Below are 12779 nucleotides of genomic sequence, written 5' to 3'. Positions count from 1 at the left end.
TTGAGGTGATAAGAGGGAAATGTTCTCGTGGCATTTCCCTAACGAGGGGGAAACGTGACGCAGCCTGACGTGACCATCGTCATCGGGGCGTACGAAGCGATGCCGTACCTGGTCAAGTGCCTGGAATCCGTGGAGGAACAGACGCTGGGACCGGAACGCATCGAGGTCATCGCCGTCGACGACGGGTCCACGGACGGCACGGGGGAGTACCTGGAAGAGTTCGCCGAGCGCGCGGCCATGTCCGTCACGGTGATCCGGCAGGCCAACTCGGGCGGCCCCAGCGGCCCGCGCAACGTCGGCCTCGGGAAGGCGCGGGGGCGCTACGTCTTCTTCCTCGACTCCGACGACTACTTCGGCCCCGAAGCCCTGGAACGCATGGTCTCCATGGCGGACGAACAGGGCACGGACGTCGTGCTCGGCAAGATCGTCGGGGTCAACAGGTCGGCTCCGAAGTCGATGTGGGGCAAGACCCTGCCCCGCACCGACGTCTTCTCCTCGAACATCAAGTTCACGCTCAGCGCGCAGAAGCTCTTCCGTCGCGACCTGCTCACCCGGCACGGAATGGTCTTCGACGAGTCGCTGAAGACCGGCGAGGACGCGCTGTTCACGATGGAGGCCTACCTCCGCGCCGACGGCGTCTCCGTGGTCGCCGACCACGACTGCTACCACCTGGTCGGCCGCGACGACGGCAAGCACGTGACCAAGAGCGGTGGTTACGTCCTGCGCTTCGACTCGGCCCGCGCCCTGATGAACCTCATCGCCGAACACGTGCCCGCCGGGCCGCGCCGCGACGATCTGATGGTCCGGCCGTTCCTGATCACCCTGCTCCCGCAGTTCGGGCCGGGCTTAGTCAAGCAGAGCGAGAAGGTGCGCGACCACAAGCTCGAACTGGCCAAGCCGCTGATGGACGCCTACTGGCATGAGGGCGTCGCCCGCCGCCTCAAGGTCCACGAGCGGCTGCGGCTGCATCTGGTGGCCCGCGGCCGGGGCGATCTCCTGCTGGACGTGGTGGAGTTCGTGAAATCGAAGAAGGCCCCGGGGGTCGTGCTGGAGTCACGCGGCCGCAAGGTCTACCTCGCCTATCCGCACTTCCGCGACGCCGCCGCGGGCGTCCCGGACAGCTGCTACGTCCCGACCACCCGCGAGACGGTCACCATCGAGGGCTTCAGGCCCCGTCCCGCCCCGCTGCGGCGTCTGCGCCGACTGGCCCGGCGGGTGCTCGGCCCCCGGCGCTGACACCGGCATCCGCACGAGCGCGGGTACCGGCACCGGCACCACGCCCCGGACGGTCATGGGAGGCGTCCGCCACGGAGACCGCCGCCAGGACGTGATGTGCCGGCCCCCGTGCCGGCCGCCCATCCGCCGCTACTGGCGGCCCGCCTGCAGCGCCTTGCGCAGGGGCCTGCCCACCGCGCGCCTCGCCATCCGGTAGACCGAGCGTCCGGGCGTTCCCGCCGGCCCCGGAGCGAGCTTCAGGACCTTCGGGCCGCGGGTCAGTTCCCGCTTCAGCCGGACGTTCTCCGTCGACAGTTCGGTGATCTGGTTCTGGAGGAAGCCGAAGCGCGTGGTGAGCGAGGCGATGTCGGCGTCGTTCCACGGCCGGATGCCGGGCGGGAAGGCCAGGGAGCGCAGCCGCTCCTCGTGGGCCGCGCCGCCGTCGCCGTGCGTGAAGGTGTTCTCCAGGCCGTTGCGGGTCAGGAACCCGGTGAAACGCTCGAAGCGCTCCTGGTGCCCGCGGATCAGCGGGCCGAAGTCGGCCTCCGCGTACAGCTCGGCCGGATCGAGGTCCGCGGCCAGCTTGGTGATCTGCCGGTGCGGGATGTCGAAGTAGCGGCACAGCTCCAGCGTGCGGGAGTCGCCGCACAGCACGGTCGCGGGCGTGCCCGCGAGCAGCGCCGCGATGTTCCCGTGGATACGGGAGCCGAAGGAGAAGTCGAAGTCACGCAGATCGTCGATCCAGGTGACCGGATCGATGTAGACGCGGACCTTGTCCTCCCGGAACATCGGGTGCTCCGGATGCGTGGGCATCTCGGTCACGGCGCCGTTCGGGTCCGACAGGTCGCGCCAGTGCAGCTGGCGCGCGTCGCTGAGGTTCTGGCCGATGAACCGCAGGTGCGGATAGCGCGCGTGGGCGTTGCGGACGACGGAGCCGAGGCCCTGCGTCCGCATCGCGCTGTGCGAGCCGTTGACCGAGATCCGGGACTCGGGCCCGAGCGCCTCGGCACGCTTGCGCACGTCGAGCCGCTCCCCGTACAGGAACAGGGACGGGCAGCCGATGGCCTCCACGTCGCTGAAGCCCATGTCCCGCAGGTACTTCTCGGTGAACTCGCCGCGCACGCCGATGGACGCGCTGCGGTCGAGCACCGCGGAGACGAACTCCCGCACGGCGGGCTCGATCGGCTTGAGCCGCGCCGGGTTGTAGCTCAGTCCGGTCTGCGCGCCGATGCCCGGCACGATCACCGGGATCTTCAGCTTGCCGATGAGCCGTGTCAGCCGCCTGAGCTGCGGCTCGAACGACGGCCGGAACGCGTTGGCCAACGGGACGACGAACGCGTCGAACTCCTCGTTGATACGGCCGGCGGCGGCCACGTCGGTACGGATGCCGTTGGAGACGACCTCGGTGCGAGGGGTCTCCAGGATCTTGTGCGCGGCGTCGCTGAAGATGAGGTTGCCCGAGTTGGTGGCGAAGACGTCCTGGTGGAGAGCCTCTTCCACGGGGACGACGTCGTAGGGGCTCTTGCCCGATCTCAGGAGTATGCGCTTCACGGGGGGAACGGTAGGTGACACATTGTTCAACTTAACTTTGCGGTGCCTTTAATTCCCATGAGGAACCCGTACAACCTTTTTCGCGTAAGCACCTCGTGATCACACAACTACGCGGCGCCGTCCGTCTGCTGGACCGGCGGGCCGGGAACCCTCCTCTTCGCGTAGATTGCGGGGCGGGGCACCGGGACCGACGCGAGGGGACACACCGCAGGTGGCAGCGGCAAGGCAGACCGAGACGCACACCGACAGGGACGCTGTGGCGCAGGCCCACAGGATCATCGTCAAGGTGGGCTCCTCGTCGCTCACCACCGCCTCCGGCGGCCTCGACGCGGACCGGGTCGACGCCCTCGTGGACGTCCTCGCCAAGGCGCGCGACGGCGGCGAGAAGGAGATCGTCCTCGTCTCCTCCGGAGCCATCGCCGCGGGGCTCGCACCGCTCGGACTGCGCCGCCGTCCCAAGGACCTCGCCCGCCAGCAGGCGGCCGCCAGCGTCGGCCAGGGCCTCCTGATGGCCCGCTACACCGCATCCTTCGCCCGCTACGGCATCCGCGTCGGACAGGTGCTCCTCACCTCCGACGACACCAGCAGGCGCGCCCACCACCGCAACGCCTCGCGCACCCTGGACAAGCTCCTCGCGATGGGCGCCCTTCCGGTCGTCAACGAGAACGACACGGTGGCCACCGACGAGATCCGCTTCGGCGACAACGACCGGCTCGCCGCGCTCGTCGCCCATCTCGTACGCGCCGACCTGCTGATCCTGCTCTCGGACGTGGACGGGGTCTACGACGGGGATCCCAGCAAGCCCGGAACCTCGCGGATCGCGCAGGTGCGTGAGCCCGCCGACCTCGCCGGCATCGAGATCGGCAGCGCCGGCAAGGCGGGCGTCGGCACCGGCGGCATGGTCACCAAGGTCGAGGCGGCCAGGATCGCCGCGGCGGCCGGCATCCCCGTGGTGCTGACCAGCGCGGTCCACGCCGCCGACGCCTTCGCGGGCCGGGACACCGGCACCTTCTTCCACGCCACCGGCAAGCGGTCCGCCGACCGGCTGCTGTGGCTCCAGCACGCCTCCACACCGCAGGGCGCGCTCACCCTGGACGACGGCGCCGTGCGCGCGGTCGTCGAGCGGCGCACCTCGCTGCTGCCGGCGGGCATCGCGGGCGTCGAGGGCGAGTTCACCGCGGGTGATCCGGTCGAGCTGCGCGACGGCACCGGCCGGGCGGTCGCGCGGGGGCTGGTGAACTTCGACGCCAAGGAGATCCCCCAGCTCATCGGCCGCTCCACCCGGGAGCTGGCGCGCGAGCTGGGCCCCGCGTACGAGCGCGAGGTCGTGCACCGCGACGACCTCGTCCTGCTGAACCCGTAGGCCGCCGGACCCGTGACGGGCACGTGTCCCGTCGGCCATGTCCGTGAGACGCGCGTCCCGGCCGGTGGATGTCACGACCGTCCCATCCGCCCGACACCGGTACCGGCGCCCCAGGGGCACCGCCGAAACGGCTGTCCGCTACATCCGTAAACGGCCGAATCCCCCGCCCCCACCGGTGGACGTTCCGTAAAACCGCCACACGGCGGCTTCTCACCTGCTCAACTTTGTGGCAGGGAGAGTCCGGAATTCGGTACGACCATCGGGTAAAGGAGGCCGTCGTGAGACGAGTGCGCCCTGGGGTGGCGGCGTCCCGCGGTGGTCCCGGCTCCCGCGCGATGGGCGAGGAACGGGCCCTGACCAGTGTCGCGGCCGGCGACAGCTACGGCGGCGAACAGCCCGCCGACCAGCCCCGGCTGTGGCACGTCACGCTGAGCGTGTCGGGCGGCGAGGCCCCGCTGACCGAGGTGCGACGCGGTCTGGAACAGCTCGCCCACGACCACCCCTTCCTGCTGACCAGCCGGTACGCGAACGACCACGCGGAGATCCGCTACTGGGAGGAGGCCCGCGACCTGCACGACGCGGCCGCCGTCGCGCTGCGCCTGTGGGGCGAGCACCGCCAGACCGCCCAGCTCCCGCCCTGGGAGATCGTCGGCCTGGAGGTCATCGACCGCGAGACCTACCACCAGCGGATCGCCGAGGGGTACGGACCGCTGCCCGCGACCCCTGTGGGGGTTCATCCCTTTTGAGCCCGTCTCGACGATTGGGACAACCACGGAACCGGCCCGCCGGGCGCACTACCCTTCCCCCATGACCACGCTCTCGCCGTACGACTCCATGTCCCCGGTGGCCCAGGCCGCCTATCGCGCGAAGTCCGCCGCCGCCGACCTGGCGCCTCTGCCGCGGGCCGAGAAGGACGACGCGCTGCTCGCGATCGCGGACGCGCTGGAGGTCCGTACGAGCGAGATCGTCGCCGCCAACGCCAAGGACATCGCCAAGGCCCGCGAGGCCGGGACCAGCGAGAGCATCATCGACCGGCTCACGCTCACCCCCGAGCGCGTGCGCGCGATCGCCTCCGACGTCCGCGACGTCGTGGCACTGCCCGACCCGGTCGGCGAGGTCGTCCGCGGCTCGACCCTCCCGAACGGCATCGACCTGCGCCAGGTCCGCGTCCCCCTCGGTGTCGTCGGCATCATCTACGAGGCCCGCCCGAACGTGACCGTCGACGCCGCCGCGCTGTGCCTGAAGTCGGGCAACGCGGTCCTGCTGCGCGGCTCGTCCTCCGCCTACGAGTCCAACACGGCCCTCGTACGGGTCCTGCGCGACGCCGTGGGCGGCGCCGGACTGCCCGCCGACGCCATCCAGCTCGTGCCCGGGGAGGGCCGCGAGTCGGTCCGTGAGCTGATGCGTGCCCGCGGCCTGGTCGACGTCCTCATCCCGCGCGGCGGCGCGTCCCTGATCCGCACGGTCGTCCAGGAGTCCACCGTGCCGGTCATCGAGACCGGCACCGGGAACTGCCACGTCTACGTCGACGCCCAGGCCGACCTCGACATGGCCGTCGACATCCTCATCAACTCCAAGGCCCAGCGGCCCAGCGTCTGCAACGCCGCCGAGACCCTCCTGGTCCACCAGGACATCGCCGCCGCGTTCCTGCCGCGCGCCCTGGACGCCCTCGCGGACGCCGGGGTCACCGTGCACGCCGACGAGCGGGTCCTCGCCTTCGCCAAGGACTCCAAGGCCACCGTCGTGGAGGCGACGGCGGAGGACTGGGACACCGAGTACCTCTCCTACGACATCGCGGCGGCCGTCGTCGACTCCCTCGACAAGGCCGTGTCGCACATCCGGCTGTGGAGTTCCGGCCACACCGAGGCCATCGTCACCACCTCGCAGCAGGCCGCCCGCCGCTTCACCCAGCTCGTCGACTCCACGACCGTCGCCGTGAACGCCTCGACCCGCTTCACCGACGGCGGCCAGTTCGGTTTCGGCGCCGAGATCGGCATCTCCACGCAGAAGCTCCACGCGCGCGGTCCGATGGGACTGCCGGAGCTGACGAGCACCAAGTACATCGTCACGGGCGACGGCCACATCCGCCGCTGAGACACCGCCGGGGGCGCGGGCCGAACCGGCGCCCCCGAAGCCCGCAGGCGGCCCCGCTCACGCCCACGGAGTCCGCTTCCGGCCCGGAGGGGACGCCGGGGCGCGCGCGGCGGCACGGGGCGCCGGGGCGCGCGGCGGACGGTTCACGGCCCGCGGTCCACCGGGGCGCTGTCCCTCCTGCGGACGAATCTCCGTACCGTCTGCCCAAATTGACCCCTCAGGTCTACTCTGGATCCGTGCCGGAGGACGTGGGGGGCACGCCGTTCTCGGACGGCTGGGAGCCCGACGACGACCACGACCGCGGGGGCGCGGACGAAGAGTTCGCCTCCGTGGTGTTCGACGAGGACTTCGTACGGGCGGCGGCGTTCCACGAACCGACCGCCGTGGAGCGGCTGCTCGCGGCGGCCCAGGCCCGCGCGGAGGCGTCCGAGGCCGAGGCGCGCCGGGCGCACGCCCGAGGCGCCCGCGGCGACGACGAGCGCTACGACGACGGCTTCGGCCCGGACGACCACGGCGACTTCGCCCACGATCCCGACCTGGACGACCCGGACGACTCCGAGGTCCTGGAGGGCCGTCGCGGCTTCCAGGGAATGTACGGCCGGCCCTACGGCAAGCAGACCCGCTGGCACCGCCCCGTCGCCTGGCTCCTCGCCCTCGTCATGGGCATCGGCATGGTCGCCCTCGCCTTCACCGCGGTCTACCGGGGCGCTTCCTCCGGCAGCCAGGACCAGGTCCCCTCACCCGCCTCCTCCGGCCTCGAACAGGGCCGGGAGAAGCTCACCGGCCCGGGCCCCTCCGTCTCCGCCGGTCCGCCCCGGCCGACGGTGTCGGCCGTGCCGCGGACACCCTGACGCGGGCGTTCCCGCCGGAGCACCGACGTCCGTCGCACAGCGTGACCGTCCTGGTGGGAACCTGTCAGAACTTGTCGCGCACCACAGCGTTTACCGGAGCCCCCGGAGACCTACTCTGAAGGTATGGGCGGGCCTGGAGACCCACCTGAGGGGACACCCGAGGGTGCTCCCGCCGGTGGCGAGGACGAGTACCGATCCGTCGTCTTCGACGAGTCGTTCGTCCGCGCTGCCCGCCTCCAGGAGTTCTCCGCCCAGGAACGCATGGCCGACCACAGCCCGGCCGTACGCCGCCGCCCGCCCCTGCAGCGCGGACTGTCCCGGCAGGCCCTGATCCTCGTCCTGCTGATAGCCATGGCCTTCGGCACCGCGATCTACATGGGCGTCCGCCACCCGTACCCGACGACCCCCGCCACCCGGTCGGCCGAACCGGTGCGCATGACCGTGATCCCGCTCGCTCCGCAGAGCGCCGTCCCCGGCTCGGCCAGCACCGACGCGCTGTACACCGGCAGCCCGGCCGCCCAGTTCCGCACCGGAGCCGACGGCATCACCATGCCCGCCGTGCGGCGCACCTCGCACTTCTCCGACAGCCAGGTCGTCACCGCCCTGACCACCGCGAAGGACTACCTCGTCGAGTCGTCGCTGGACCCGAGCGTCCTGACCGGAGGCGCCACCCGGCCCGTACGGATCCTGCTCGACCCGCGGCAGCTCGACCAGTTCGACCGCAGCTTCGACCACCCGGCCGCCGACGGACGGCACGCCCCGACCGGCTGGCTGATCCGCTTCGACGCGACCCGGACGCAGCTCGCCGACAAGGGGATCCGGGTGCAGGGCACCCTCCAGGCGGCCGAGACCGACTCCGACACCCTGGAGGTCGTCGCCGACCACACCTTCGTCTACGCGCTGAAGCCGGCCGGCGCGAGTGCCGGGGCCAAGGCCTCCCTGTTCACCGTCCGGCGCGAGCTGACCTTCCGCTTCGACCGCGACGACCTGCGCATGCACCAGGCCGAACTGGCCGTGTCCTACGTCCAGGCCGGCCCGCTGTCCTGCTCCGAGGACTCGGTGAGCCGGCTGCGGCCGCTGCTCGCGGGGGAGACGGCCAAGGCGGGCGGCCCGGCCGGCACCGACCCGTACGCCACCGGCAGCGCCACCGCCGTGTGCGGCTCCCTGGCCAGGAGCGCCCAACCAAAACTGTGACCGGACCCCCGGACCCCCGGACCCCCGGGACGCCATCGCCCCGGCGGTCCTGTGAGGGGCGGCGGGTGGTCAGGCCCGGCTCTCGGGGCCCTCGTCCTCGGAGTGGTCCTCTCGCGGCGTCTGGGCGGCGCCGCCGTTCCCGGTGTCGCCGGCGTCCGCGCCGCTCGCTCCGTCCTTCGGTGCGCCGCCCGCGAAGCCCCCGAAGCCGCGCCGTACCCGGCCCCCGAGGTCGCCCGCGCCGCCCGCGATGTCGCTGACCAGCTTCATCAGCGGGTCCTTGGAGTTCTTCACGTCGCTGGCGTAGCTGGCCGCCGACTGCCGGAAGGAGTCCGAGACCGAGGTGTCCTTGTCCGCGTCGCGCCGCGGGTAGTGGCCGTCCATGATCCGCTGGTGGTCGCGGGACTCCGCCCACTTCTTCAGCTCGGCCGCCCGGACCGCGGTGAAGGGGTGCGTGCGCGGCAGCACGTTCAGGATCTTGAGCACGGAGTCCCGCAGGTCGCCCGCCGACTCGTACTCCTCGGCCTGCTCCAGGAACGCGTCCACGTTCATCTCGTGCAGGTGATTGCCGCCCGCGATCTTCATCAGGCCGCGCATCGAGGCCCGCAGGTCCTGGCCGACCAACAGCCCGGCCCGGTCGGCGGACAGCTCCGACTTGCGGAACCACTCGCGCAGCGCGGTCACGATCGCCATGATCGCGAGGTTCCCCAGCGGGATCCAGGCGACCCGGACGGCCAGGTTGGTGAGGAACAGCAGGATCGTGCGGTAGACCGCGTGGCCGGACAGCGCGTGGCCGACCTCGTGGCCGATGACCGCCCGCATCTCCTCCTCGTCCAGCAGCTCGACGAGCCCGGTCGTCACCACGATGATCGGATCGTCCAGGCCGATGCACATCGCGTTGGGCTGCGGGTCCTGGTTCACGTACATCGGCGGGACCTTCTCCAGGTCCAGGATGTAACAGGCGTCCCGCAGCATGTCGTTGAGGTGCGCGAACTGGGCGTCCGAGACGCGCACCGAGTCGGACAGGAAGAGCAGCCGCAGGCTGCGCTCGGGCAGCAGGCCGCTCAGTGCCTTGAAGACCGTGTCGAAACCGCTGAGCTTGCGCAGGGCCACCAGGGCCGAGCGGTCCGCCGGATGCTCGTAGGCCCGGGACGAGATCCCCGCGAACCGCCTGCGCTGCCTGCTCGGCACGTTCTCGTGCCCGTTCCGCTCGTGGTCGCCGTCGGACATGTGTTCCCCCATGTGCGTCTGAGTGCCCTCTGTGCCCCCAAGGCAGAGCCCAGCCTAGGCGGAGATACCGTGGACGGGCAGTACAGAGAAGGAGTCGTACGACATGGAGCACATCCCCGCAGCCACGTGGCTCACGGAAGCCGCCGCGGCGGCAGACAAGCAGGGTCCGGGCAATCTGCTCCGCGTCGTGCTGGTCGTCATGGTCATCGGGGTGGTCTTCGCGGCCTGGTTCCTGCTGCGCGGCTACAAGCGCGACGACTGACGACCGGTTCGCGGCCGGCGGCCGGAGTGCCGTCCCCAACGGCGGAGTCGGCGTGTTCGCTCCGTGGGCGCCCGCATACGATGGGCCGACGTCTTTATCCCGCACACACTGGATAGGTCCTGCCGAGATGAGCTTCCAGCACACCGCCGCACAGATGGTCACCGTCGTCGCCGAGGGCGAGAACGGGGGCAACCACGAGAGCCTCAGCCCGTACCTGACCGGCGGCGGGGCCCTGTTCATCCTGCTTCTGCTGCTGTGGATCACCACGCGCTTCAACCGCGACCGCTGAGCCCCGAGGGCCCGCTCGGGGCCCCTGTCGGCCGGAGCCCGTCGACCGGGCCGGTAGGGTCTGCACGCATGGGAGAGCAGGACATGCCTACCGGTCCGGCGAGTGACACGGAGAGCGGCGCCGTCGGCGACGCCACGGGCGGCGCGGGCGCGGCGGCCGGCGGTGCGGCGGAACGCGCCGCGGCCGGTCCCGGCAACGGCCCCTCGTCGAGTCCGGGCAAGCGCCGGCTCGGCGTCATGGGCGGAACCTTCGACCCGATCCACCACGGGCACCTGGTCGCGGCCAGTGAGGTCGCCGCGCAGTTCCACCTGGACGAGGTGGTGTTCGTACCGACCGGGCAGCCGTGGCAGAAGACCGACCGCTCGGTCACCCCGGCCGAGGACCGCTATCTGATGACGGTCATCGCGACCGCCGAGAACCCCCAGTTCTCGGTCAGCCGGATCGACATCGACCGCGGCGGCCCGACCTACACGACGGACACCCTGCGCGACCTGCGCGCGCTCAATCCCGACGCCGACCTCTTCTTCATCACCGGCGCGGACGCGCTGGGCCAGATCCTCACCTGGCGCTACACGGAAGAACTCTTCTCCCTCGCGCACTTCATCGGCGTCACCCGGCCCGGTCACACCCTGACCGACCCGGGACTCCCGGAGGGCGGTGTCTCGCTGGTCGAGGTTCCCGCGCTCGCCATCTCGTCCACAGACTGCCGTGCGAGAGTCGCCAAGGGCGACCCCGTCTGGTACCTGGTGCCGGACGGTGTGGTGCGCTACATCGACAAGCGTGAGCTGTACCGCGGCCAGTGAGCCGAGAGGGGCACCCGGTGAACGACCGATACGACGGATACACGGGCGGCGACCAGAGTTACGAGCTCGTCGGCTACGACGAGTACGGACAGCCTGTGTACCGGCAGGTCCCGCAGCAGCCTGCCCAGGGCTACGACGGCTACGAAGGCTACGACGCCCGGCAGCAGCAGGGGTACGGCTACGACCCCTACGCGACGGGCCGTCAGGAACCGGGCCGGCCCTACGACACGGGCCACCAGCCGCCCGTGTCGTCCTATGACACAGGTCAGCACGAGACGGTGTCGCCGTACGACACCGGCAGGCAGGCACCCGTGTCGCCCTACGACACCGGTCAGCAGCCGTCCGTCCCCTCGTACGACTCCTTCGACCCGTTCGGCACGAACACGCCGCCGGCGGGCGGGAGCGGTACCACCCAGGGGTCGTACGACGGCTACGGGGGCAATGCCGACACGGCGGGCCCCGCGAGCACCGGGCGGCAGCCCCGCGTCGCCGAGCAGACCGCCCGCATCCCGCAGCAGGCCGGGCCGGCCCGGGACGAAGCCCCCGGGCCCGACCGGGACTACCGCACCGAGCAGTTCGCCTTCGTCGAGGACCAGGAGACCGAGTCCGAGGACGTCATCGACTGGCTGAAGTTCACCGAGAACCGCACCGAGCGCCGCGAGGAGGCCAAGCGCCGCGCCCGCAGCCGGGTCGTCGCCCTGGTCGTCGTCATGGCGCTGGCCCTCGTCGGCGGCGCGGGCTACCTCTGGTACGCGGGCAAGCTGCCCGGCACCGCCTCGGACGCCAAGCCGGGGACCACGACACCCGTCGCCGCGCAGAAGCGCGACGTGATCGTCGTCCATCTGCACAACACCAAGGGCGGCGGCACGTCCACGGCCCTGCTCGTCGACAACACCACCACCGAGCAGGGCACCACCGTCCTGCTGCCCAACTCCCTGGCCCTGACGGACGACGACGGCTCGACGACCACGCTCGCCAAGTCCGTCGACACGGACGGCTCCTCGGGGACGCGGGACGCGCTCGACACCGTGCTGGGCACCAGCATCCAGGGCACCTGGCGGCTCGACACCCCCTACCTGAACAACCTCGTCGAACTCGTCGGCAACATCGAGGTCACCACCAACACCGACGTGCCGGACCCCGACGCCAAGAAGAAGGGCGAAGCCCCGCTCGTCAAGAAGGGCGAGGACCAGACCCTGACCGGCAAGTCGGCGGTGGCCTACGCCACCTACCGAGCCCCGGACGAGGCCCAGAACGCGCAGCTCGAGCGGTTCGGCCAGGTCATGCAGGGCGTGATGCGCAAGCTGTCCTCGGACAAGCAGGCGGCGACCACCACCGTGCAGACGCTGGCCCAGATCCTCGACCCGTCCCTGACCGACCAGGACCTCGGCGCCTTCCTCGCCAAGCTCGCCGACCTCGCCAAGGGCGGCGACTACAAGACCGCGCTGCTGCCCGTGCAGCAGGACGGCACGCTGACCGCGAGCACCTCCGACAGCGTGGTCAAGGACGTCCTCGGCGGCACGGCGAAGAGCCCGGAGGCGGGCTCCGCGGTCCGCGTCGGCATCGAGAACGCCACCGGTCAGAAGGCGGCCACCGGCCAGGCCCGGGTCGCCCTGGTCAACGGCGGCTACACGTTCCTGGACTCCGGCACCTCCACCGCCCAGAGCGTGTCCCGCATCACCTACGGCGACGCCGCGAAGAAGGAGGACGCGGTCGAGGTGGCCAAGACCCTGGGGCTGCCGACCGGCAGCGTGAAGAAGGGCAAGGCCGACGGCAACGCGGACGTGTCCGTCGTCCTCGGCCAGGACTACAAGATCACCAGCAGCTCGACAGGGTGACCCGCGGGTGACCGGCATCACGCCCCGGGGGCCGTCCCCGGGGCGTGGCCGGAGAAACGCGTGGGGTGTCCTCGGCGGTCCGTGAGACCCTT

At 71.3% G+C, this 12779-nt stretch carries 12 protein-coding genes; 10 read left to right on the top strand and 2 right to left on the bottom strand.

Annotation, left to right across the window (positions count from 1 at the left end; genetic code table 11):
- The first annotated feature begins 99 nt into the window (after window positions 1–99).
- The gene (locus ACFYYF_RS27660) at window positions 100–1236 is read left to right on the top strand and encodes a glycosyltransferase family 2 protein (protein WP_388780358.1); all 1137 of its coding nucleotides are present in this window, start codon (window positions 100–102) and stop codon (window positions 1234–1236) included.
- A 129-nt stretch (window positions 1237–1365) separates the two neighbouring features.
- On the opposite strand, the gene ACFYYF_RS27655 is transcribed toward ACFYYF_RS27660, so the two are convergent.
- Window positions 1366–2766, bottom strand: a complete 1401-nt coding sequence (locus ACFYYF_RS27655) for a polysaccharide pyruvyl transferase family protein (protein ID WP_388780249.1) — start codon at window positions 2764–2766, stop codon at window positions 1366–1368.
- Window positions 2767–3022: 256 nt separating this feature from the next.
- Between ACFYYF_RS27655 and proB the strand changes: the two genes are divergently transcribed.
- From proB to ACFYYF_RS27630, 5 genes are all read left to right on the top strand, one after another.
- Window positions 3023–4129: a glutamate 5-kinase gene (gene proB / locus ACFYYF_RS27650; RefSeq protein ID WP_388780356.1), complete on the top strand. Its 1107-nt coding sequence runs from the start codon at window positions 3023–3025 to the stop codon at window positions 4127–4129.
- A gap of 287 nt (window positions 4130–4416) precedes the next feature.
- Entirely contained in the window at window positions 4417–4875 is a 459-nt protein-coding gene (locus ACFYYF_RS27645; protein WP_361687090.1) for a hypothetical protein, read from the top strand.
- 61 nt (window positions 4876–4936) lie between these two features.
- Window positions 4937–6223: a glutamate-5-semialdehyde dehydrogenase gene (locus tag ACFYYF_RS27640; RefSeq protein WP_355771252.1), complete on the top strand. Its 1287-nt coding sequence runs from the start codon at window positions 4937–4939 to the stop codon at window positions 6221–6223.
- A 236-nt stretch (window positions 6224–6459) separates the two neighbouring features.
- A complete protein-coding gene (locus ACFYYF_RS27635) occupies window positions 6460–7074 on the top strand; it encodes a hypothetical protein (RefSeq protein WP_388780246.1) in 615 nt (204 codons plus the stop codon).
- Between the two features lie 123 nt (window positions 7075–7197).
- Window positions 7198–8268 (top strand): hypothetical protein, encoded by a 1071-nt coding sequence (locus ACFYYF_RS27630; protein ID WP_388780244.1) that lies wholly within the window; start codon window positions 7198–7200, stop codon window positions 8266–8268.
- Window positions 8269–8337: 69 nt separating this feature from the next.
- Here the strand turns inward: ACFYYF_RS27630 and ACFYYF_RS27625 are convergent, their stop codons facing one another.
- Window positions 8338–9495: a M48 family metallopeptidase gene (locus ACFYYF_RS27625; protein WP_388780242.1), complete on the bottom strand. Its 1158-nt coding sequence runs from the start codon at window positions 9493–9495 to the stop codon at window positions 8338–8340.
- A gap of 103 nt (window positions 9496–9598) precedes the next feature.
- Here ACFYYF_RS27625 and ACFYYF_RS27620 point away from each other — a divergent pair, with 103 nt between their 5' ends.
- The 4 genes from ACFYYF_RS27620 (at window position 9599) to ACFYYF_RS27605 (ending at window position 12687) form a co-directional block, all read left to right on the top strand.
- Complete coding sequence (locus tag ACFYYF_RS27620) at window positions 9599–9757, top strand: hypothetical protein (RefSeq protein ID WP_361686949.1); 159 nt, start codon at window positions 9599–9601, stop codon at window positions 9755–9757.
- Between the two features lie 127 nt (window positions 9758–9884).
- A complete protein-coding gene (locus ACFYYF_RS27615) occupies window positions 9885–10046 on the top strand; it encodes a hypothetical protein (RefSeq protein WP_355774590.1) in 162 nt (53 codons plus the stop codon).
- Window positions 10047–10114: 68 nt separating this feature from the next.
- Window positions 10115–10849 (top strand): nicotinate-nucleotide adenylyltransferase, encoded by a 735-nt coding sequence (gene nadD / locus ACFYYF_RS27610; RefSeq protein ID WP_388780239.1) that lies wholly within the window; start codon window positions 10115–10117, stop codon window positions 10847–10849.
- Window positions 10850–10866: 17 nt separating this feature from the next.
- Window positions 10867–12687, top strand: a complete 1821-nt coding sequence (locus ACFYYF_RS27605) for a LytR C-terminal domain-containing protein (protein WP_388780237.1) — start codon at window positions 10867–10869, stop codon at window positions 12685–12687.
- Window positions 12688–12779 lie beyond the last annotated feature (92 nt).

The organism is Streptomyces sp. NPDC001914 (assembly GCF_042891215.1).
In the GTDB taxonomy this organism is placed as follows: domain Bacteria; phylum Actinomycetota; class Actinomycetes; order Streptomycetales; family Streptomycetaceae; genus Streptomyces.
This window is presented reverse-complemented; position numbering and strand designations above follow the sequence as displayed.